This is a genomic window from Flavobacterium sp. (assembly GCF_046317795.1).
Classification (GTDB): Bacteria; Bacteroidota; Bacteroidia; order Flavobacteriales; family Flavobacteriaceae; genus Flavobacterium.
On the sequence record NZ_JBKCVI010000056.1, the window covers coordinates 1 to 21257 of the forward strand.

Annotated in this window: 23 protein-coding genes; 10 read left to right on the plus strand and 13 right to left on the minus strand. The window is 33.7% G+C overall.

The window, feature by feature from the left end; translation table 11 throughout:
• From ACK5ON_RS03500 to ACK5ON_RS03515, 4 genes are all read left to right on the plus strand, one after another.
• On the plus strand, positions 1-362 hold a 362-nt coding region (locus tag ACK5ON_RS03500; protein ID WP_409819921.1), incomplete at its 5' end, for a hypothetical protein.
• Positions 363-489: 127 nt separating this feature from the next.
• Positions 490-1500: a porphobilinogen synthase gene (hemB, locus tag ACK5ON_RS03505; protein ID WP_409819922.1), complete on the plus strand. Its 1011-nt coding sequence runs from the start codon at positions 490-492 to the stop codon at positions 1498-1500.
• 3 nt (positions 1501-1503) lie between these two features.
• A complete protein-coding gene (locus tag ACK5ON_RS03510; protein WP_409819924.1) occupies positions 1504-1881 on the plus strand; it encodes a c-type cytochrome in 378 nt (125 codons plus the stop codon).
• Between the two features lie 240 nt (positions 1882-2121).
• Entirely contained in the window at positions 2122-2835 is a 714-nt protein-coding gene (locus ACK5ON_RS03515) for a 3'-5' exonuclease (RefSeq protein ID WP_409819926.1), read from the plus strand.
• A 28-nt stretch (positions 2836-2863) separates the two neighbouring features.
• On the opposite strand, the gene ACK5ON_RS03520 is transcribed toward ACK5ON_RS03515, so the two are convergent.
• On the minus strand, positions 2864-5806 hold the full coding sequence (locus ACK5ON_RS03520) for a S8 family serine peptidase (RefSeq protein WP_409819928.1): 2943 nt from the start codon (positions 5804-5806) through the stop codon (positions 2864-2866).
• Positions 5807-6036: 230 nt separating this feature from the next.
• Between ACK5ON_RS03520 and ACK5ON_RS03525 the strand changes: the two genes are divergently transcribed.
• From ACK5ON_RS03525 to ACK5ON_RS03535, 3 genes are read left to right on the plus strand one after another with little or no spacing between them, the layout of a single operon-like run.
• Positions 6037-7476 carry a nucleoside recognition domain-containing protein gene (locus tag ACK5ON_RS03525; protein ID WP_396172695.1) on the plus strand — a complete coding sequence of 480 codons (1440 nt, stop codon included), beginning with the start codon at positions 6037-6039 and terminating at the stop codon, positions 7474-7476.
• A 9-nt stretch (positions 7477-7485) separates the two neighbouring features.
• Complete coding sequence (locus ACK5ON_RS03530; protein WP_409819930.1) at positions 7486-7662, plus strand: hypothetical protein; 177 nt, start codon at positions 7486-7488, stop codon at positions 7660-7662.
• Between the two features lie 21 nt (positions 7663-7683).
• Positions 7684-8073 carry a hypothetical protein gene (locus tag ACK5ON_RS03535; protein ID WP_409819933.1) on the plus strand — a complete coding sequence of 130 codons (390 nt, stop codon included), beginning with the start codon at positions 7684-7686 and terminating at the stop codon, positions 8071-8073.
• Here ACK5ON_RS03535 and ACK5ON_RS03540 read toward each other — a convergent pair.
• The 8 genes from ACK5ON_RS03540 to ACK5ON_RS03575 all read right to left on the minus strand — a co-directional run bounded on the left by ACK5ON_RS03540 (position 8063) and on the right by ACK5ON_RS03575 (position 16672).
• Complete coding sequence (locus ACK5ON_RS03540) at positions 8063-8719, minus strand: CoA transferase subunit B (RefSeq protein WP_409819936.1); 657 nt, start codon at positions 8717-8719, stop codon at positions 8063-8065. The genes ACK5ON_RS03535 and ACK5ON_RS03540 overlap by 11 nt on opposite strands.
• Positions 8720-8800: 81 nt before the next feature.
• Positions 8801-9508: a CoA transferase subunit A gene (locus ACK5ON_RS03545; protein ID WP_396175930.1), complete on the minus strand. Its 708-nt coding sequence runs from the start codon at positions 9506-9508 to the stop codon at positions 8801-8803.
• A gap of 54 nt (positions 9509-9562) precedes the next feature.
• Positions 9563-11881, minus strand: coding sequence for a penicillin-binding protein 1A (locus ACK5ON_RS03550; RefSeq protein WP_409819939.1), 2319 nt, complete (start codon positions 11879-11881; stop codon positions 9563-9565).
• A gap of 5 nt (positions 11882-11886) precedes the next feature.
• The gene (locus ACK5ON_RS03555) at positions 11887-12372 is read right to left on the minus strand and encodes a gliding motility lipoprotein GldH (protein WP_409819941.1); all 486 of its coding nucleotides are present in this window, start codon (positions 12370-12372) and stop codon (positions 11887-11889) included.
• A complete protein-coding gene (locus ACK5ON_RS03560; RefSeq protein ID WP_396175924.1) occupies positions 12356-13585 on the minus strand; it encodes a stage 0 sporulation family protein in 1230 nt (409 codons plus the stop codon). Before ACK5ON_RS03560 ends, ACK5ON_RS03555 begins: the two co-directional genes overlap by 17 nt.
• 114 nt (positions 13586-13699) lie before the next feature.
• The gene (locus ACK5ON_RS03565; protein WP_409819945.1) at positions 13700-14734 is read right to left on the minus strand and encodes a radical SAM protein; all 1035 of its coding nucleotides are present in this window, start codon (positions 14732-14734) and stop codon (positions 13700-13702) included.
• Positions 14735-14745: 11 nt separating this feature from the next.
• Positions 14746-16104 (minus strand): rhodanese-related sulfurtransferase, encoded by a 1359-nt coding sequence (locus tag ACK5ON_RS03570; protein WP_409819946.1) that lies wholly within the window; start codon positions 16102-16104, stop codon positions 14746-14748.
• Between the two features lie 157 nt (positions 16105-16261).
• The gene (locus tag ACK5ON_RS03575; RefSeq protein ID WP_409819948.1) at positions 16262-16672 is read right to left on the minus strand and encodes a BrxA/BrxB family bacilliredoxin; all 411 of its coding nucleotides are present in this window, start codon (positions 16670-16672) and stop codon (positions 16262-16264) included.
• Positions 16673-16825: 153 nt separating this feature from the next.
• Between ACK5ON_RS03575 and ACK5ON_RS03580 the strand changes: the two genes are divergently transcribed.
• The gene (locus ACK5ON_RS03580) at positions 16826-17206 is read left to right on the plus strand and encodes a hypothetical protein (protein WP_409819950.1); all 381 of its coding nucleotides are present in this window, start codon (positions 16826-16828) and stop codon (positions 17204-17206) included.
• Here ACK5ON_RS03580 and ACK5ON_RS03585 read toward each other — a convergent pair.
• Both ACK5ON_RS03585 and ACK5ON_RS03590 read right to left on the minus strand, forming a co-directional pair.
• A complete protein-coding gene (locus tag ACK5ON_RS03585) occupies positions 17165-18358 on the minus strand; it encodes a lycopene cyclase family protein (RefSeq protein ID WP_409819952.1) in 1194 nt (397 codons plus the stop codon). The two genes, ACK5ON_RS03580 and ACK5ON_RS03585, sit on opposite strands and share 42 nt — an antisense overlap.
• Entirely contained in the window at positions 18359-19102 is a 744-nt protein-coding gene (locus ACK5ON_RS03590; RefSeq protein WP_409819954.1) for a transporter, read from the minus strand.
• Between the two features lie 85 nt (positions 19103-19187).
• Here ACK5ON_RS03590 and ACK5ON_RS03595 point away from each other — a divergent pair, with 85 nt between their 5' ends.
• Positions 19188-19847, plus strand: coding sequence for a metal-dependent transcriptional regulator (locus ACK5ON_RS03595; protein WP_396176185.1), 660 nt, complete (start codon positions 19188-19190; stop codon positions 19845-19847).
• 24 nt (positions 19848-19871) lie between these two features.
• On the plus strand, positions 19872-20690 hold the full coding sequence (locus ACK5ON_RS03600; RefSeq protein WP_409819957.1) for a ZIP family metal transporter: 819 nt from the start codon (positions 19872-19874) through the stop codon (positions 20688-20690).
• Positions 20691-20719: 29 nt separating this feature from the next.
• On the opposite strand, the gene ACK5ON_RS03605 is transcribed toward ACK5ON_RS03600, so the two are convergent.
• Both ACK5ON_RS03605 and ACK5ON_RS03610 read right to left on the minus strand, forming a co-directional pair.
• A complete protein-coding gene (locus ACK5ON_RS03605; RefSeq protein WP_409819959.1) occupies positions 20720-21040 on the minus strand; it encodes a hypothetical protein in 321 nt (106 codons plus the stop codon).
• On the minus strand, positions 21028-21257 hold a 230-nt coding region (locus tag ACK5ON_RS03610; RefSeq protein ID WP_409819961.1), incomplete at its 5' end, for a hypothetical protein. The genes ACK5ON_RS03605 and ACK5ON_RS03610, both read right to left, overlap by 13 nt.

Genomic DNA, 21257 nt, shown 5'->3' on the forward strand with positions numbered 1-21257 from the left:
GAAGTGCTTTATTTAATAAGAAACAATTATTGGAATTATCTGTTTCTGCGACTAAATATGGAGAAGATTATACTTATTTTATTAATGAAGATAAATCTATAAGATTTGCTATAGGATGGAATTTTCCTCATAAAAAAACCAGCATTCCTACCAACAGTTACAATGCTACAAGAATATCTTATAATATTTTTAAGAGAATATTAGAAGGAGAAATATTTACTATTGGTATCGTTGACTCAGATATACATAAGGACTTGTTTGACAATACCAAAACTAAATTTAGTTTATCAGTAGATGATTTAGAAATAGAGCAATATTCAAATAAAAGTAAAGATGAATCAATAAATGATTTGCCTTTTTAATATAAAATAGTTGTTAATATAAAACATTTAGTAAAATTTCTCATCGTTGGAGCTTATCAAAAGAAATGAATTCTCTATAATACTATAAATATTGCGCTCATTCGTAACTTGAAAAAAACAAAATAAAATGTTCCCATTAAGAAGAAACAGAAGATTAAGAACCAACGAAAGTATTCGTTCATTAGTTCGAGAAACAATTTTATCTCCAAATGATTTTATTGTTCCTTTATTTATAGTGGAGGGAAAAGGAGTAAGAGAGGAAATACCCTCTATGCAAAATTACTTCCGTTTGAGTTTAGACAATCTCGAAAAAGAGATTAAGGAACTGCAAAAATTAGGGCTAAAATCGGTTTTATTATTTGTAAAAGTTCCAGATAGTCTCAAGGACAACGCTGGAAAAGAAGCACTAAATCCAAACGGTTTGATGCAACGTGCCATCAAAACGGTAAAAAATAGTGCTCCCGAAATGATTGTAATGACTGATGTGGCACTCGACCCCTATTCTATTTATGGTCACGATGGCATCATCGAAAACCTGCCTACCGGCAGGCAAGGCGGACAAATCGTCAATGATAAAACCAGTCAATTTTTAGCAGAAATGAGTGTTTCTCATGCTCAAGCTGGAGCCGATTTTGTAGCACCAAGCGACATGATGGACGGTAGAATTTTGGAAATCAGAGAAGCATTGGAAGAAGAAGGATTTATCAATACAGGAATTTTGGCTTATTCTGCTAAATATGCTTCGGCACATTATGGCCCGTTTCGCGATGCGTTAGATTCGGCTCCAGTTGATTTAGAGAATATTCCAAAAGACAAGAAAACCTATCAAATGGATTATCACAATCGGCTTGAAGCCATTCGCGAAACTCGAATGGATATAGAAGAAGGCGCGGATATTGTGATGGTAAAACCAGGAATTGCCTATCTTGATATTGTTCGGGAAATCAAAAACATGTCAGAAGTTCCAGTAGCTGTCTATCAAGTTTCGGGAGAATATTGCATGATAAAAGCCGCTTCCGAAAAAGGATGGATAGATCATGATGCCGTGATGATGGAACAAGTAACGGCAATCAAACGTGCTGGAGCTGATATGATTGCCAGTTATTTTGCCAAAGATGTAGTGAAACTAATATCATAAATCATGAATAAAAGTATCATCCTTATTGCATTTTTTCTTTTAATTTCTTGTAATAATAAAGATGAAAAAACACCAATTTCAGTAGATAAAACTGTTACAAAGATTTCGGGAAAAGAACTTTTTGAAGGAAAGGGAAATTGTATTGCTTGTCATCAAGCCGAACAAAAAATTATTGGCCCTAGTATTCAGGAAATAGCCAAGATCTATAAAGAGAAAAATACCAGTATTGTTTCATTTTTGAGAGAAGAAAGTGAACCAATTATTGATCCTACTAAGTATGACATTATGAAAACTAATTTTACCATCACTAAAAGTATGAATGATGAAGAACTGAAAGCATTGGAGAATTATATCTTTAGTTTTTCAAAAAATAATAATTGATGGAAATTGTTTTTTCAAATTCCTCTTGGCATAGCAAGAATTATTGGAGAGGTATACGGGATTAGGTAAATTCAATTTTGAAGATGCAGCAATATCAATTATAATTCCACCTGTGAAAAAAGAAGTGGTTCAAAAAGGAATGATAATTTTCAGAAAAAAGAATCGCTTTTTTAGAGTTTTTCTTTCATATCTGAAATAGATTTTATAATTTTCACATTAGTATTTTTTAAATTAATTACCATGATTGAAAAAATAAACCTCAACAACATTCTTTTTCTCGATATTGAAACTGTTCCTCAAGAAGAACATTATAATGACTTGGACGATGAAATGAAAGAGCTTTGGCAACACAAAACGCAATACCAAAGAAAAGAGGATTACACTCCTGAAGATTTTTATGAGCGTGCCGGAATTTGGGCTGAGTTTGGAAAAATTGTTTGTCTTTCAGTAGGGTACTTTGTCAATAAAGGTGACATTAGAAACTTTAGGGTAACATCATTTTTTGGTGAAGAAAAGAAGATTTTAAAAGATTTTGCCAGCTTGTTAAACGATCATTTTAATCTAACACAGCATGTTTTGTGCGGGCATAATGCCAAAGAATTCGATATTCCTTTCATTGCCCGAAGAATGATAATAAATCAAATGGCGATTCCTAATAAGTTAAATTTATTTGGAAAAAAACCTTGGGAAATATCACATCTTGACACTTTAGAATTATGGAAATTTGGTGACTATAAACATTTCACGTCATTAAAGTTACTCACTAAAATTTTAGACATTCCTTCTTCAAAAGGAGATATAGACGGTAGTCAGGTTGCAAAAGTTTATTATGTGGATAAAGATATAGATCGCATTGTAACATATTGTGAAAAAGATGTCATTGCTGTGGCACAAATTTTCTTGCGACTGCGAAGAGAAGATTTGTTAGTAGAAGATGAAATAACACATATATAAAATAAGGAGGTCAATTGACCTCCTTATTTTAGTTTCTTTTTAATATTATTTTCTTGGTTATGGAACCTTCATTATTTCCAATATTGACTAAATATATTCCATCTTGGAGATTTTCTATACCAAAACTTGTATCCACTTGATTGGTTTCTTTAGAAAAAATTTGCCTCCCTTGAATATCAAATAATTTAATAGTGGCAGTTTCTGATAATGAAGGAATTGTAATATTTACAACTCCCTTTGTAGGGTTTGGATAAACAGTACTTTTTAATATTGGATTTGTAACTACAGCCAAAGCTTGTTCCACTCTACATAAATTAATACTAAAATTATCAATAGTTCCGCCATCCTGATTGTATGGGTCAACAACTTTTAAAGTCCATACACCATCTGCTGGTAATGAGTTTAACGAACTTAAAGAATCTATTGGAGCAATTGTACCAGAAATTGCAGGAATACCTGTGCATGTTGGTGAATCTCCGTTATCATCCATGGTGCAATTAATATCTTTATTATCACCACAAGGATTTTCAAATAGTTTAATTATTGGACTCCCAATTGCAGCTGGTCCTATAAGGGTGATTATCATATCTCCAATCCAAGTGTGAGTAATTGCTAAATTAACATTCAAGTCCCCAATATTGTATCCTCCAGAAATAGTTAGTGGAACAGAAGCTTCAGAGTTTGGAACATCATCGATTACAGCATTAGAATAATCATTAGCAGTAAAAGTTAAATTACAAACTAAAGTTCCTGTTACGAAAGAATAAATAACGGCATTATTTGCAATTGCTGTTCCACAATTGTTTTGAGGTATAATTCTCCAATAATATCTAGTTGCTTCAAGTAATCCAGAAATATTATATTGTGTACTGCTTACTTGTGCGTCAAATAATAAGTTGGAAAAATTTGGATTTAAAGACACTTCAACTTTATAAGTTAGAGCATTTGGTTGGCTGCTCCATTTTAGTGTAGCACTTGTAGATAATCCTAATTGTCCATTGTTTGGTGTTTGAAGACTTACAGGTTGAAAAGTACCATTGAAAACTCTTAATGATTTATATCTTGTTTCTGTTTCTGAAGCACTAGTACCTTTTATTCCAATAAAATATTCATTTGGAGCTACACTTCCAAGATTAGATATTGTCATAGTAACAACACCATTTGAACTCATTGTTGCGGGAGAGAATGATGCTGTTGCGCCTGTTGGTAAATCTACAGCAGAGAAAGTGGTTGTTCCTGCTCCTGTTTGAACATAATTAAAGGTATAGACTGCATTTTGATTAGAGCAAAGGGTCAAGTTATCTGAAGTTGAATTAATAGCAAAAGATGAACTTAAACCTGTAACAACTAAAGAATATTTTTGACTTCCAGTGACTAAAGTTCCTTTGTGTTTTACAGTAATGGTATATTGTCCAGCTGTAGGATTGTTTATTTTTACTTGTTCCACATTATCCACCTTATTATCAGTCGTATTGATAGCTGGATCATTTGCGTCAGTAGTTAATTTCCATGGATAAGAAATTGTAGAGTTTCTTATAATTCTTAGATCTAAATCATTTACCAAGGATGGAGTTGTATTATTTGGAATAGTAATGTCTGTATTAATTGCGCCTGGTAAATCAGTCCAAGTAATAGAAGCAATTAGAGGTGAAGCACCACTTGCATTAACAACCATGCTAAAAGTTTGATTATCGTTCAGACTTTCTTCTGAAACCCATGACGATAAACCATTATTTTTAATAGCTTCTGCAGCAGCTTTGGTGTTTAATAATCCCCATCCAAAAGTAGCATCAGGACCCACTAGTCCGGCATCATCAGCAGTATGACATGCTAGTCCTTTTAGTGTAGCGGAACGCATAAAATTATTGGTTACATTTTTATAATATTGTTGTAACAACAATAAACTTCCGGCTACATTAGGCGAAGCCATTGATGTACCAGATGCTTGACCGGTAGCGGTATTACTAGTATTACTTGTTGAGGTTAAATTTGTGCCGTTACCAGTAATATCTGGCTTTATTCTGAAATCATCTGTTGGTCCTTGACTGCTAGAAGGATTTATGTTTATAGTCCCACTAATAGTTCCGTTTGTTGCAACCGATACGTCTTGACAATTGGCAACAGTTAAATTATTTTTAGCTCCCTTTTCACCTGTAAGTTTATCAAAACCAAAGGCGAGAGGTTCAGAATTTGCATTATTTTCTCCTTCATTTCCAGCAGACATTACTGCTAGATAATAAGGTGCATTATAGGCAACTTCATCCCATTCAAATGATTCATTAAAATAACCACCAATATACCAAGAAGGCAATGGTGTTCCTGAACCAGAAATTGGCACACCATAAGAATGGTTTGAAACTAGCATCCCCAATTGTGCTTCTGCATAAACTTCGCCTAAATCATCAGTCCAATTAAATGTACGGGCATTAGCTTCTGGAGCCATTCCTTTTACAGTAGCTGGATTTGCACTAGCAACCATAGTTCCAGTTACGTGAGTAGCATGAAATATAGTTGCAGAAGTTAATGGGTCATCAATTACCGCAACTCTTCCACCAAATGCGTTGTGAGTCGTTCTAACATTTCCGCCATCCCAAACCCTAGCAGTCATTCCTTGACCGTTCAAGTTTAGTCCAAGCGAACCGCCACTATTTAAATGATTTGTTCTTGTAGATTTTGCAGCATTTACGTTATCAGTAGTATAATAAATAGGGAAACCTTGAGGCGATATTCTCATTAATTCCGAAACTGTTCCATCTGGTTTTTCTATTCGAATTGGCCAGTTATTTTGCAATGCTATTGCAATTGCTTTTTGCTTGTCTGCTTGTGATTTTGATTTGAAAAAGTTTTCTTTTTCTTTAAGTTTCGCCAAATCATAATTTGCTGTGATTTTTTTAATATCATCTTGTGTCTGTGCAAACATGGAAAACGAAAAAAGTGTTAAAAAGAGAAGTAATAAGGAGTTCTTTTTCATATTGGTTAGTTTTTATGCAGTATTTTTTAATAAATAGATAGCAAATATATAAATACTGAGTTGATTGTAGTGATTTGTTAACAATTTAACACTTTATTTTATAATTTGTTTAACGTCTAGCAAAAATAAATTAGGTTAAAAACACAAAACAATTAATTCTTTAAATAGACACACACAAAAAATATTTCTAATCAAATTTGATAAATAGTATATTTACAAAAAAACTGATTATGGTGTTAAGTAGATTTTGGCTCGCTATTTTTATTTCCTCTATTGCCTTTGTTCTTTTTAGTTTATTTTCTGGAAATAGCTATACGATTGACAATGTATTGAATGGGAAGAAAGATGATTCAATATTAATTTCAGAGAAATATCTGAATGAAATCCCAAAATTTATCCAAGACAGTATTGCTAAAAACGACGAGAAAACTTTTGTTATTAATCGCAACACAACAAATCCTGACACAACCTATGTTTATAAAAACAAAACGGTAAAAATATATAGCGGTGTTCAAAAATCAGACGGATTATTACCAACATGCAAAAACACATTACTTGATTTGATTTTGCCACTTATGGCTTATTTGGCTTTTTTCTGTGGCTTAATGGAACTATTGATTATTTCTGGAGCATCTGATAAATTAGCAAAAATATTGAGTCCAGTATTTGTAAAAGTGTTTCCAAGTATTCCTAAAAATCACCCTTCGATTTCCTATATGACGTTGAATTTTTCAGCAAATTTCTTGGGATTGGATTCGGCGGCTACTCCATTTGGATTAAAAGCCATGCAGAGTTTACAAGAAATAAATCCTGATAAAGATAAGGCAAGTGATTCGCAAATAATGTTTATGTGTTTACATGCTTCGGGACTTACCTTAATAGCTACTTCAATTATTGGTTATAGAGCCGCTGCAGGTGCTGAAAACCCAGCAGATGTTATGTTGCCTTGTATCATTACCTCTTTTATTGGTACCATTGCTGCTTTTTTGATAGTTGGTGTAAAACAAAAAATTAATTTCAAAAGTGCCTCTTTAGTTGTTGGGTTGATGGTGTTAATTGCTGCAATTGTTGGACTGTTGATGTATGTTAACCATTTGGATTTAATTGGCAAAAACTATTTTACTACTAATCTTTCAGCCATAATATTAGTGGGTATAATTATTTTTACTTTAATTTTTTCTTTTGTTAAAGAGAAGAAATTTGGAGAAGCAAATACTACAGTTTACGAAGCTTTTGTAGCTGGCGCCAATAATGGAGTAAAAACTGGAGTCACTATTTTTCCTTATGTTTTAGGGATGTTAGTGGCAATTTCCTTGTTCCGCAACAGTGGTTTGTTTGAAATTATTAGCAATTGGATTGCTTTTGCTTTTTCTAATATGGGAGTGAGTAAAGAAATCACCGATGCTTTGCCAGTTGCCTTGCTAAGACCTTTTAGTTCTGCAGGATCACGCGGATTTTTAATTGATTCGATGAATACTTTTGGTGCCGATTCGATGACGGGAAGATTAAGTAGTATTTTTCAATGTAGCGCCGAAAGCACTTTTTATGTTATTGCGGTTTATTTTGGCTCCGTTAATATAAAAAACACTCGATACGCTTTAGGAACGATGCTTTTAGTTGATGTGATTTGTGTGATTACAGCGATTTTTGTGGCGAGTTGGTTTTTTTAATTAAAAGTTATGGATAATAATTATTTTAAATTAATCAATCATTTTGTTGGTAATGTTATTAAGTGGATTTATTTTTTGGGGAAAAAATCAATTGATGAAGTTGCAGAAGAAGATAATTCGACGTTAGGATTTATTGTTATATTAATTTTACTTTTAGTGACTTTGGGTTTTGAAAATAACAATTAAAAATGTAAAAAAATAATTTCAATGTCATTCACCGAATCCTTTACCGAATTTTACAACCAAGTAGAAACCAGTATAGCTGACGGTACTTTTGCCAAGTTAACCCTAGCAAAAACTATTGGAAATACCAATTTGATGAATATTTATGTTCGCCCGATTGTGGAAGAAGGCATTTTGAAAATGGAACTTAAATACAAATTCCAACAAGAAGAACAAGTTGAAATTCATTCTATTGATAAAGCTCAAAATGTTTTGGTGAATTATATCAATAATCCGTTTATGTCAGCGATTTTATTCACGACCGAATTTGATTTGACTTATAAATTGAATAAAAAACGAGCGGTCAGCATTACTGAATCGAGGAATACTTTTGGGAATGCTTCGGAAGTTTTGTTGGACTATCTTAATCAATAACCATCTCCGGAATTTCGCCATCAATAATTAAATCGGCTTCGGTGGAAGCAATAATGTGTGCTACAGAAACACCAGGTGCACGTTCTAAAAGTTGGAAACCTTTTGGAGTAATTTCCATCACGGCTAATTCGGTCACTATTTTTTTGACACAACCAACGCCAGTTAAAGGCAAGCTGCATTTCTTTAAAATTTTACTCTCACCCGCTTTGTTGACGTGCATCATGGCAACGATTATATTTTCGGCAGAAGCCACTAAATCCATTGCGCCACCCATTCCTTTGACCATTTTACCGGGGATTTTCCAATTGGCAATATCGCCGTTTTCGGAAACTTCCATGGCACCAAGAATGGTTAAATCCACTTTTTGACTGCGTATCATGCCAAAGCTAAAAGCTGAGTCAAAAAAACTCGCTCCTGGCAAAGTGGTAATGGTTTGTTTTCCTGCGTTAATAATATCGGCATCTTCTTCGCCTTCAAATGGGAATGGTCCCATGCCCAAAACTCCATTTTCTGATTGAAATTCTACTGAAATATCATTGCGAACATAGTTGGCTACCAATGTTGGAATTCCTATCCCAAGGTTAACATAATAACCGTCTTGCACTTCTTTAGCTATTCGTTTTGCGATGTCGTTTTTGTCTAACATATTTTTTAAACCATTAAGTCCCGATAGCTATCGGGATAAGTTTTATTAAGATTTTTTTTATAACTGAATACTAATAACTGATTACTGAAAACTTTTCTTTCTAACCGTTCGTTGCTCTATTCTCTTTTCAAATTTCTCCCCTTTGAAAATGCGTTGCACCATGATGCCTGGAATGTGAACTTGATTTGGGTCGAGTGAACCAACTGGCAGCAGTTCTTCTACTTCGGCTATGGTAATTTTTGCGGCACCGGCCATGCATGCGTTGAAATTTCGGGCAGTTCCTTTGAAAATTAGGTTTCCGGCTTCGTCGCCTTTCCATGCTTTTACTATAGAGAAATCGGCTTTGTAGGCCAATTCCATGATGTGCATTTTGCCATTGAATTCGCGTACTTCTTTCCCTTCGGCAACTTCGGTTCCAAATCCTGCAGGTGTGAAGAAAGCGGGAATTCCGGCTTGTGCAGCACGACATTTTTCGGCCAATGTTCCTTGTGGTGTTAGTTCTACATCTAGTTCGCCCGAGAGCATTTGGCGTTCGAACTCGGCATTTTCTCCCACATAGGAAGAAATCATTTTTTTGATTTGTCTTTTTTGTAGCAATAAGCCCAATCCAAAATCATCAACACCAGCATTGTTTGAAATGCAGGTAAGCCCTGTAACTTCTTTTTTTACCAATTCGGCTATGCTGTTTTCGGGAATACCGCAAAGCCCAAAACCGCCCAACATGATGGTCATGTTGTCTTCGATACCTTGCAGTGCTTCTTGAACGGAATTTACTTTTTTGTTAATCATGATTTATTTTTTAGACTCTCGTCTTTTGGACGAGACAGGAATAGCTTCTAAAATTTATAATCCAAATTCTTCTGTATTTTGTTCTTCTTCTATAGGAATTGCAGTTGTGTCTGGAATAGTATCTTTTTTACGCTCGTAGCAATCTACTTTTATGGAAAGATTATCGGGTCTTTCGAAAGGATCTTTGGAGATTTGAAGGGCTTTGTCTTCATAACATTTCTTCATCATATAACCCCAAATAGGTAATGCAGCTGTAGCACCTTGACCATAAGTTATTCCTTTGAAACGCGCAGAACGATCTTCACAACCTACCCAAACTCCGGTTACCAAATTAGGAACCATACCGATAAACCATCCATCGGATTGGTTTTGAGAAGTACCTGTTTTACCCGCAATAGCATTGGTAAACATATAAGGATAGCCAGTCCAACGGCTATCACCGCTACCGCCGCCTTGTGTTCGAAGCCGAACACCTGAACCACTTTCAGTTACACCTTCTAATAACTTTATAACCGCGTAGGCAATATCTTTATTTAAGACATCATGCGATTCTGGAACGGGTTCGTATAGCACGACACCGTTTTTATCTTCAATTCTGCTAATGAACTGTGGTTTGATATATACCCCTTGATTGGCAAATGTACTGTAAGCGGCAACCATATCTTCAACGGTAATATCAACGGCACCAAGTGCTATAGAGGGTTGCACTGGAATTTCGGATTTCACACCTAGTTTTTTGGTCATAGTAACTACAGCTTCTGGACCAGTTTTGTCAATTAATTTAGCCGAAACGGTATTGATAGAAAGCGCTAATGCTTTTTTGAGGGTGACCATCCCTCGGTATTGTCGGTCGGAGTTTTTTGGTTCCCAATCTACGGTTACGTTGTGTCTGCCTTTGTGAATCATAAACGGACTATCGATAATTGAGTCACATGGAGACATTCCCAATTGTTCAATAGCTGTAGCGTAAACAAAGGGTTTGAAAGTAGAACCTACTTGTCGTGCACCTTGTCCTACATGGTCATACTGAAAGAATTTATAGTTAATTCCTCCAACCCATGCTTTGATATGTCCTGTTTGTGGTTCCATTGACATCAAACCAGCTTGCAGAAAGTGTTTGTAATACCTAATAGAGTCAAGAGGTGACATCAATGTATCAATTTCACCTTTCCATGAAAAGATTTTCATTTTTGTTTTAATACCGAAAGAGGCAATTATTTCATCTTCGGATTTATCCATATCTTTCATTACTCTCCATCGTTCAGAGTTTTTCATGGCTTTGTCAATAATATTTTTTGTTTCAGTATCGGTAATATTGACAAATGGTGCATTCTTGTTGGTTTTTTGTTCAGAGAAAAATTCTTGCTGTAAATTTTTCATGTGTGCCTGAACTGCTTCTTCAGCATGTTCTTGAATTTTAGAATCTATAGTGGTATATATTTTCAATCCATCGGTGTAGATGTCATAATCAGTACCATCTGGTTTTTTATTTTCAATAACCCAATTTTTCATGTATTCGCGCAGGAATTCACGAAAATAAGTAGCAATTCCTTCTTTGTGCGTTTGCAGCTTGAAATCGAGTTTAATTGGAAGTTGACTCAAGCTTTCCTTTTGAGATTCAGAAATTATTTTTGATTTCAACATTTGCGAAAGTACCACATTTCGTCTGTTTTTTACGCCTTGTGGATTTCTTACCGGATTGTATAGCGAGGAGTTTTTAAACATTCCGACTAAAATAGCCGATTCGTCTATTGTTAAATCTTTAGGTTCTTTGGAAAAATATGTTTTGGAAGCCGAACGAATGCCGATGGCATAATTATTAAAATCATATACATTGAAATACATAGCAATGATTTCGTCTTTGGTATATTGACGTTCCAACTTGATGGCAATAATCCATTCTTTCACTTTTTGAATCACACGAAACAGAAAGAATTTGGAACCTTCGCCATGAAACAACTGCTTGGCTAACTGCTGTGAAATGGTACTCGCACCACCATCAGATCCTAATTTTAGAGCAGCTCCAAAAGTTCTTCGAGCATCTATTCCGGAATGTTCATAAAAACGCTCGTCTTCGGTGGCAACTAGTGCTTTAACTAAATGAGATGGTAAATCTTGGTATTTGATTGGCGTTCGGTTTTCGTTATAAAACTTACCTATAGTCACGCCATCAGAAGAGATAACTTCGGTAGCCAAGTTTGATTCTGGATTTTCTAAATCTTCAAAAGAAGGCATTCTGCCAAAAAACCCCCATGAAGCTAGGGTAAAGAAAAGTGCCATGACCCCCATACCATAAAAAAATAATTTCCAAAATTTCTTTTTGTAGTAATTGATGTCTTTGACAGTAGCGGTAACGTTATTTTTTTGTGCCATAATTTTTATTCTGTAGATTCTATTCTGAAACCTACATCGGTTATCCCATCAAGTGTTGAAACACCTTCTATTTTTCCTGTTTCTCTCACTGCATGTTTAATGTGAATTTTATAAATACCATTTAGAGTAAAACTTTCTTTTCTTTTATAAAACAGTTTACTTTCCTTAATATCGGTAAATCCATCTCCTAGAAGTGTACCATCAGGATTGGTCATTTGGTATTCTAAAGTATCTACTTTTATTTTTTTATTGGGTTGTTCCAAAGAAACAATTAAAAATAAATTGTTAAACGGATAATCATCATTGTCTCTTATGTTGACATACAAATTGTATGTTTTTTTAGAATCTAATTTTGGCAATTCAAAGCTAACAATACTGTCTTTGTGCCAAGATTTTCCTACAGATTTGTATTCGTCAAAAACTCTCTTTTTGTCACAAGAAGTAACTAAATGCAAAAGTAAAACAAAAACGATGCTATTTATTATCTTCATTCTTTTTAATAATTATAGGTCTTTTATCTTGATGCTTTTGGTTTTGACTTTTATTTTGTTCAGAATTTTGATTGAAGGTTTTTGACTTTTTTTTATTTCTATTTTTATTTTTGCTTTTTCTTGGTTGGTCAAAACGAGTTAAACTCTCTTGTCCCATAGCGTTATTAAAATCTTTTTTAGGTTCAGTAACAATTTCTATAGCAAAGTCTTCTAATGAACTCACCTTGTTTCCAAGCTTGTTTTGTGCCATAATTTCTTTTACTTGCTCTATTTTTAAAACATGCCAATTGGCAAAATTATCAAAATAAGCAAACCACATAAGCCCTTTAAAAATATCTTGTTTTTGACAAACGGCATCGCCTTTTTCCGTTTTTAATTTGGTTTCAAAATCGGGAAAACCTTTTAAGGCATCCATATAGGTGTCAAGTTCATAGTTCAAACAACATTTCAATTTACCACATTGTCCGGCTAATTTTTGAGGATTTAAAGACAATTGCTGGTAACGTGCAGCTGACGTATTCACGCTTCTAAAATCGGTTAACCAAGTTGAACAACATAGCTCTCTTCCGCACGATCCTATTCCACCAAGTCTTGAAGCTTCTTGACGCAAGCCAACTTGTTTCATTTCAATTCTGGTGCTGAATTCACGTGCATAATCTTTAATTAGTAATCTAAAATCTACTCTATCATTTGCAGTGTAATAAAACGTTACTTTCGAACCATCGCCTTGAAATTCAATATCTGAAATTTTCATTTCTAGTTTGTGAGCAATGGCCAATTCACGCGCTTTAACCTTCATCGGTTCTTCTTTATCACGTGAATCGCTCCATATATCAATGTCTCTTTGAGATGCTTTTCGGTAAATTTTTGGAATTTCACTGCTGGTATGATTTATCCCTTTTTTCTTCATTTGAATTTTCACCAGCTCACCAGTTAACGTGACGATTCCAACATCATGACCAGGTGACGCTTCAGTAGCGACAATGTCTCCAATGCTTAAGGTTAGTTTTTCGGTATTGCGATAAAATTCTTTTCTTCCGTTTTTAAAACGTACTTCAATGCAGTCAAACGGCGTTTCGCCATTAGGCAAACTCATGTTGGCCAACCAATCAAACACAGTTAATTTGTTGCAGCTATCGGTGCCGCAAGTCCCATTATTTTTGCATCCTTTAGGTGCGCCACCATCAGATGTTGAACAACTTTGACAAGCCATAATTATATAGGTAGTGTTGCAAAAAGCAACTTATAATTCATAAAACGATTAATTGGTAAAGATAGTATTTTGTTGGTTTAAATTTCAAAAGAATTTTTAAGCAAAATAAAGCCGTTAATTTATTTCAACCGAATAATTTAACATATTCCGATTGGGTTTTTCTAAATCATTTTTAGAAGTAAATATGTTTTTAAATAATTTTGAATTCCAATTATTGCGTTTTTGCCAATTTGCAAAAGTTTCTGTTTTCCAATCAAAATCGTCTTTCCAATAATATTTTGGAGAAACATAGCAATACGTGTAAGGAATTAAATAAGAACTATCGTTTTCTGTTTTTACTTTCAAGGATTGTTCTTCATTTCTGTTGATTGTTTTTGGTGAAAGCAACGTAATTCCTCTTTTGGCACTTTCTTTTTTTAGAAAAGCATTCACTTCTTGGTAGTCGTTTTCAATTGCTTTTATGCTAAAATTATTATAGGTTGTTTCCCCAATTTTATCAATTGGGCGAAGTTGAATAATATCAATGGAATAGACATCATACACATTGAAAAACATTTTCAGCTCATGAAAATTATCAACGTTAAAGGTATAATTAATGCGTAATTTTAATTTGGGATTGTTCTTTTTTTCTTCTGTAATATATCTTAAAACCTCATGAAACTTATCGTAAATTCCTTTATCCATCAAGTCTTCGTATGTTGTTTTTGTAACACCATGCATTGATAAAATGAATTCGTTTAAACCTGCTTTTGATAAATTGATAACTTCTTGATTTTCTAGTAAATTCCCATTGGTAACCATACTAATATAGGGAACTTTATAGTCTTTGGCAATCTCAATTAATTTGGCATTGTGTTTAAAAAGTGTTGGTTCTGCTCCACAACCGATTTGAAGTTTCAAAGCATTTTTAAAATTTACTTTGGCTAAATTTTCCAAATCGGTTTCTTTGAAAATGCCTTTCATATTGGTTCTAACATATTCTTCATCTGTAAAGTAGCACATTTTACATCGAAGATTACAAGCCAATACAGGGTCAAATTGAATGGCAAGATGTCTTCTGTTTAAAACACTCAACAACCATAATCCAAAGAACTTTATTCGGTGACTTTTTATAGCATTATTGAATTTGAGTAATTTATAGATATCCATTTTTTTAGATATTAGTTCATAAATTTAAATAATTTATCCGATAATCGTATTCTAAAAGGCAAATGCAAAGTGACTTTATCTCCAACAACTGCTTGATTTGCTTCTTTACCGTTGACTAACATTTTATCAATTAACAGCTCTTCATTTCCAGTTGTTGGTCCAGAAATCATGATTTTATCGCCAATATTTAGTTCTTGATTTTCGATGAAAAAAAGTCCAACTTGAGCTTTTGTATAGTAATGTTCGGCTTTCCCCAGAAATGTTTTTTTTACTTTTATTTTTTGACGAATGTCTTTTCCTTTCTCTGATATAGCCAATGATATATCTGAAAGTTCCCCCGAGTGTTTGTATACTAATTTATCCGATTTCCCTTTTCTGAAAATCATGTTTCCATTTTTGATGCCACGGCGTAACTTTACTTGCTCTACTAGTGGTAAATGAATGATTTCTTGGCATTCGGTTGAGCAACAATTTTCCATTGCAGTTTTGCATTCGTCGCATTGGATAAACAATAAATGACAACCTTCGTTTTCACAATTAGTATGATTATCACAAGGTTTTCCGCATTGATGGCATTGCGAAACGATGTCGTCTGTAATTCTTTCGCCAAGGCGATGGTCGAAAACAAAGTTCTTACCAATGAATTTACTCTCTAAATTTTCTTCCTTGATTTGCTTAGCATAATTAATAATGCCGCCTTCCAATTGGAATACATTTTTAAAACCTTGATGTTTAAAATAAGCTGATGCTTTTTCGCAACGAATGCCGCCTGTGCAATACATTACCAGATTTTTATCTTCTTTATGACTTTGAAGTTGTTCGTATATAATTGGCAAACTTTCTCTAAAAGTTTCCACATCAGGAGTTATGGCTCCTTTGAAATGGCCAATTTCACTTTCGTAATGATTCCTAAAATCGACTACAATGGTATTTGGATTTTCTAAAATTTGATTGAATTCCTTGGCTTTTAAATGCACACCAATGTTGGTTACATCAAACGTTTCATCATTTAATCCGTCGGCTACAATTTTGTCACGAACTTTTATGGTTAGTTTCAAAAAGGAATGATCGTCTTGTTCGACAGCTACATTCAATCGAATGCCTCTCATGAAGGGATAAACTTCCAAAGTTTTGCGAAAAGCTTCCATATTTTCTGCCGGGATTGACATTTGAGCATTGATGCCTTCTTTGGCAACATACGTGCGACCTAGGGCATCGAGTTGGTTCCATTCGACAAATAAATCATCGCGAAATTGTTTTGGATTTTCAATTTTGGCATACGCATAGAAAGACAACGTTAGCCGTTTTTTTCCGGCTTGGTCAATAAGTTCGGCTCTTTCTTCTGCGCTTAAGGTGTTATACAGTTGCATGCTATAAACGTTTAAGTGAGAAACATGTTTTGAACTCTAAATGGAAGAATTCGGGACAAAATTATAAAAATAAACCATTAAGGTATTAAGTTTCATTAAGTTTTTCTCTTTATTTCCTTAATTCTCTTAGTGGTTTAAATTAAACTTTTTTTTTCGACTAACAGAATTCAGCGTAAGCGTCTTTCAAATTTTCTGCAATCATTTCTGCAGGGCGACCTTCAATGTGATGACGCTCTAACATGTGAACCAATTCGCCATTTTTAAACAAAGCCATACTTGGCGATGATGGAGGAAAAGGGAACATGTGTTGACGCGCTGCATCTACAGCTTCTTTATCAACTCCTGCAAAAACGGTTACTAAATGATCTGGTTTTTTTGCTCCGTCCAAACTCATTTTTGCTCCTGGGCGAGCGTTTCTTGCTGCACAGCCACAAACAGAGTTTACAACCACAAGTGTTGTTCCTTCTGCTTTTATTGCATTTTCTACATCTGCTGCAGTATATAATTCTTGAAAACCAACTTCGGCTAACTCAGCGCGCATTGGCAATACCATTTCTTCTGGATACATAATTTTAGATATTAGATATTAGATTTTAGATATTTCAAATTGACTTTTGAAATTGACTTTTGAAAATCAGATGCAAAGATAAATAGAATTCTAAAGAGAAGTTTAAAAGAAATCATAAAGATTTGTTATGTTTACATTTCAAAAAAATATGTTATGGAATTTTTAGAAAATTTAGATAGTACTTACTACTTTATATTTTTTGGGGTTGTTTTTATAGTTGGTTATTTTATCATAAAACGCCAAAACAATTTCAAATTAATGCTTCAATTTAGATTGATTTTTTATGGATTTGTAATGGCATTTATGTTGTTTTGGCTTCCTAGCACTCCTTCACTTGCTTCATTTGGTTATCCAGCAGATATTGATGATATTGAAAATAAACAAAAGTTGTTGAAATATTTACAAGACTATAATGAAGCTATAGTAAAAACGACAGAAGTTGTATACTGGATGATTTTCATAACTGTTTTTGGGTTTGTATCTATAATTTCCTCAATTATCAAACATTTTAAAATTGATAAATCGGCGGAATAATGCTTTTAAAAATGGCAAAGATGGACATTTTGACATTATAACAACATCTTCCCACAAAGTTGTTTCTTCATCTAAAAATTTAAAGATCATGGTAGGATTTCCTTTTTTGAAAAGAGAAGAAAATATCTTTGACCCTAATTCATTATTTTTATGTAAAACGTCAATAAAAAGTAAATCATAAAGCCAAAATTTACTCATTTTGTGGAATTTTGTAAAACTTGTATTGACCGAAGTCGAAGCGTCATTCTCGTTTTGAAGAAAGTTGACTAACGCTTTCGATTTTTTGGTGACATTTTTAAACGTAAAACCAGTGCTCGCTTTTGTCCAACCACCAGCAGAACCGATATTAATGATGTTTTTGGTGTTGTGCTTCCAAAATTTGTAACAAGTCATAGGGATATTTCCCTGTTCTTTTTCGACGATTTCGTAATCAGTAATTCCTAATTTTTGAATGTATTTTTGAATTTCTGTCTCATATTCTTCGGTTGCAAGCAAGTCGGCTGAAAAAAGTGTATACTCTAATAATGCCTCGGTGGAAGATGTCGGCAAAATATACATAAAACGAGTATTTCCTCTTTGTTCCACGGAAAAATCCATAAAAGTTGCTGCGTTTGGATTAAACACAGCTTCTTTACTTTTGATAAACCAGCCAATAAAATGTTGTTGTAATAATGGATATTCCGACTGTTTCTTTACTAGTTTTAGGTTGAAAATGGAATTAAAAATTTTATCACACCTGTAACTTTCTTCCAAACCGTTTGCGCTTGTATTTACTTCGCAGTAGTCGTCAAATTCTTGAAAATGGATTACTTTTTTGTGGGCAAAATGGATATTTTTATTTTTAGATATTAAATCAAAAATCATGTTGTAGAAATCCAAGCCACGCAACATTTTATATTGATAATGTTTCAGGTCAAGATTTCGTTGAAAATTTTCATTGGCAAAAAGGGCGTAATCCCATTTTTTTGATAAAATAGAATCAAACATAGAGGTATCGTCCCAAAAACACCACGTTCTGTCATTGCTCTTTTTTGGGTCTTGATCAATCAATAAAATCGATTTATCCTGAAATTTATCAGATACTATCATTTCATATACAGTCATTAGTGCTGATAAACCCGAACCGGTAAAAATGTAATGGTAGTGTTTCATTTAAATTCGGAACGAAAAACCGAGAGCCACATAATGGTCTGGTGCATTATCGGTAATGCCTATTCCTGAGGACAAATCTAACATAAAATTATTGTTTATCAAATAGGTAATACCGCCATCAAAACTGTGATTGGCTTTGTTATTTTGAGGAGCAAAACCAAACAATTCAATATAAGAACCTAATTTTTCTGAAATAGAATATCCAGTTGTTAAAGTATATAAAAAGGTAGGTTCTGCCGAAAATCCATCCCATTCTGCACCCAAATTATAACTTAAACTCATTTTTTCCGACAAGGTATGTTGCATTACAAAGCGAAATTCAGGGGCATAAAATTCATTTTTATAATTGGCAGAAGCCGCGCTTGGCAAACCAATATGCGCAATTATAGAAGTTTTTGGAACAATACCTTTTTCTTCGGCAAGTTTTGTTTTAAAACCAACATAAACTGGAAGCAATCCATCTTGTTTTTCATCGAGTACTTTTTCATAAACATACTCGGTGATCAATCGCAATTCAAAGTTATCATTTACGCCATATTTCCATAAAACGGTTGGTAAAGTATTGGTATTACTAAGTTCATCATTTTTTTGAAAAGTAAAACCTGCTTCTACTTGGAACATTCCTTTTGGTACCAATGCTGGTGTTTCAGTTTGGTCTGGTCTATCGGCTTGAATGGGTTCGGTATTTTGAGCAGTTATTAATTGGACAATCAATAAGGCAAGTATTGTAAAATATATTTTCATTGAAATTAATTTTTTAGACAAAACTAAAAATATTTTTATAAAAAATTAAATATTTAATTAAATTTGTCAATATGAATTTCATTTTATGACTACATCTGAGGAAAATTATATAAAAGTTATTTATCATTTGTCATTGGTTTCACCAAAAGGAGTGAATACTAATGCTATTGCTGGAATGTTAGTAACCAAAGCGTCATCAGTAACGGATATGCTAAAAAAATTGGCTGATAAAGATTTGGTTTCCTATCAAAAATACCAAGGGGTAACATTGACAGAAAGTGGTTTGCTTTCTGCCAAAATGATTGTGAGAAAGCACCGCTTGTGGGAAGTTTTTTTAGTTGAAAAACTAAATTTTTCATGGGATGAAGTACACGAAATAGCTGAAGAATTAGAGCATATACAATCGGAAAAACTCATTAATAAATTGGATGAATTTTTAGATTTTCCAACTTTTGATCCGCATGGTGACCCAATTCCTGATAAAAACGGAAGTGTCAAAAAAGTGGATAAATTATTGTTGTCTGAAGCAAAAATTGGGCAAGATTATCAATGTGTTGGTGTAAAAGATACTTCGGTTTCTTTTTTGCAATTCCTTGACAAACAAAAAATTTCGTTAGGCTCCAAAATAAAAATTATTTCTAAAGAAGATTTTGATGCTTCACAAACCATTCAACTAAATACAAGAACTTTAGTTATTTCTAACAAAATTGCTGAAAATATATTTATAAAAATTCAAGTTAAATAGCAACAAAAGTTTAAATCCAACTATATGTATCAATCTATTATCGATTATTTTACGAGTATCAATCCAATACTAGCAGCATTTTATGCTACCATGTTTACTTGGTTTTTAACAGCATTTGGCGCATCGTTTGTTTTCTTTTTTAAGAATATGAATCGAGTTGTTCTTGATGGAATGTTAGGTTTTACAGGTGGCGTAATGATTGCGGCTAGTTTTTGGAGTTTATTATCGCCAGCCATTGAAATGAGTGAAGGCGAAGGTTTTGTAAAAGTAATTCCAGCCGCAGTTGGATTTGCTTTGGGCGCTTTATTTATTTTTGGATTGGATAAATTGCTTCCTCATTTACACATTAATTTTAAAGAAACGGAAGGTGTCAAATCACCTTGGCAACGCACTACGCTTTTAGTTTTAGCCATTACATTGCATAATATTCCAGAAGGTTTAGCGGTTGGAGTGCTTTTTGGCGGAGTTGCCGCAGGCATTCCCGAAGCATCAATTGCAGGTGCAGTAACCTTGGCTATTGGAATTGGAATTCAAAATTTTCCCGAAGGTATTGCCGTTTCTATGCCATTGCGCAGAATGGGAATGAGTCGTTGGAAAAGTTTTATGTATGGACAATCATCTGCTATTGTCGAACCTATTGCGGGTGTTTTGGGTGCGGTTGCTGTAACTTTTTTTACACCACTTTTACCTTATGCTTTAGCCTTTGCTGCTGGCGCCATGATATTTGTGGTAGTAGAAGAAGTAATTCCCGAAACCCAACAAGATAAAAATACCGATATTGCTACTTTAGGTTTAATCGGTGGTTTTATTGTGATGATGACTTTGGATGTTGCTTTGGGTTAATTACAAAAGGAGTGTTGAATTAGTATTCTTTATAAATTTTTTGCTTCTTCAACATGGTTATTCGTGATGTAAGTTACCAAATAACGATTATCTTTTTTGTCAAAAAAGACATACCATGAGGTTCGTTTACTAACAGAAACTACAATATAGTTTTTCGCTAAATTAGAAAATTGAGTTGGGGACGAATAATGGACATTAGTAGAAATACGATTTTCAATTTCTTCCTTTAAATCAAAAACGTAATTTTCAGTGTTTTCGCTATAACTAAAATATTCTTTATGGTAGAGAATGTCTATTAAATCATTAAGATAAAATTCAATTTCTTTTGAGTATAAAACTACCTTTTCCAAGGTAAAGTTTTAATATGAGTTTGAACACGATTTACCAATTCGTCTCCAGAAATTGCATCAGACCATCTTTTTTCAAAAGTATCAGCAGTTTCTATCGCCCCAATTTTCATTAAGAAAGATTGAATTTCATTTCCGTATTTTTTTAAATCGATAGTTACCGACTGTTCTTTTCCAGAAGCATCTTTATTAAATTGAATTCCAGCAATTTCTTTCATCG

Coding starts and splice junctions, on each gene's coding strand:
- hemB (WP_409819922.1), top strand. CDS start 490: ATGTTCCCATTAAGAAGAAACAGAAGATTAAGAACCAACGAAAGTATT.
- ACK5ON_RS03510 (WP_409819924.1), top strand. CDS start 1,504: ATGAATAAAAGTATCATCCTTATTGCATTTTTTCTTTTAATTTCTTGT.
- ACK5ON_RS03515 (WP_409819926.1), top strand. CDS start 2,122: ATGATTGAAAAAATAAACCTCAACAACATTCTTTTTCTCGATATTGAA.
- ACK5ON_RS03520 (WP_409819928.1), bottom strand. CDS start 5,806: ATGAAAAAGAACTCCTTATTACTTCTCTTTTTAACACTTTTTTCGTTT.
- ACK5ON_RS03525 (WP_396172695.1), top strand. CDS start 6,037: ATGGTGTTAAGTAGATTTTGGCTCGCTATTTTTATTTCCTCTATTGCC.
- ACK5ON_RS03530 (WP_409819930.1), top strand. CDS start 7,486: ATGGATAATAATTATTTTAAATTAATCAATCATTTTGTTGGTAATGTT.
- ACK5ON_RS03535 (WP_409819933.1), top strand. CDS start 7,684: ATGTCATTCACCGAATCCTTTACCGAATTTTACAACCAAGTAGAAACC.
- ACK5ON_RS03540 (WP_409819936.1), bottom strand. CDS start 8,719: ATGTTAGACAAAAACGACATCGCAAAACGAATAGCTAAAGAAGTGCAA.
- ACK5ON_RS03545 (WP_396175930.1), bottom strand. CDS start 9,508: ATGATTAACAAAAAAGTAAATTCCGTTCAAGAAGCACTGCAAGGTATC.
- ACK5ON_RS03550 (WP_409819939.1), bottom strand. CDS start 11,881: ATGGCACAAAAAAATAACGTTACCGCTACTGTCAAAGACATCAATTAC.
- ACK5ON_RS03555 (WP_409819941.1), bottom strand. CDS start 12,372: ATGAAGATAATAAATAGCATCGTTTTTGTTTTACTTTTGCATTTAGTT.
- ACK5ON_RS03560 (WP_396175924.1), bottom strand. CDS start 13,585: ATGGCTTGTCAAAGTTGTTCAACATCTGATGGTGGCGCACCTAAAGGA.
- ACK5ON_RS03565 (WP_409819945.1), bottom strand. CDS start 14,734: ATGGATATCTATAAATTACTCAAATTCAATAATGCTATAAAAAGTCAC.
- ACK5ON_RS03570 (WP_409819946.1), bottom strand. CDS start 16,104: ATGCAACTGTATAACACCTTAAGCGCAGAAGAAAGAGCCGAACTTATT.
- ACK5ON_RS03575 (WP_409819948.1), bottom strand. CDS start 16,672: ATGTATCCAGAAGAAATGGTATTGCCAATGCGCGCTGAGTTAGCCGAA.
- ACK5ON_RS03580 (WP_409819950.1), top strand. CDS start 16,826: ATGGAATTTTTAGAAAATTTAGATAGTACTTACTACTTTATATTTTTT.
- ACK5ON_RS03585 (WP_409819952.1), bottom strand. CDS start 18,358: ATGAAACACTACCATTACATTTTTACCGGTTCGGGTTTATCAGCACTA.
- ACK5ON_RS03590 (WP_409819954.1), bottom strand. CDS start 19,102: ATGAAAATATATTTTACAATACTTGCCTTATTGATTGTCCAATTAATA.
- ACK5ON_RS03595 (WP_396176185.1), top strand. CDS start 19,188: ATGACTACATCTGAGGAAAATTATATAAAAGTTATTTATCATTTGTCA.
- ACK5ON_RS03600 (WP_409819957.1), top strand. CDS start 19,872: ATGTATCAATCTATTATCGATTATTTTACGAGTATCAATCCAATACTA.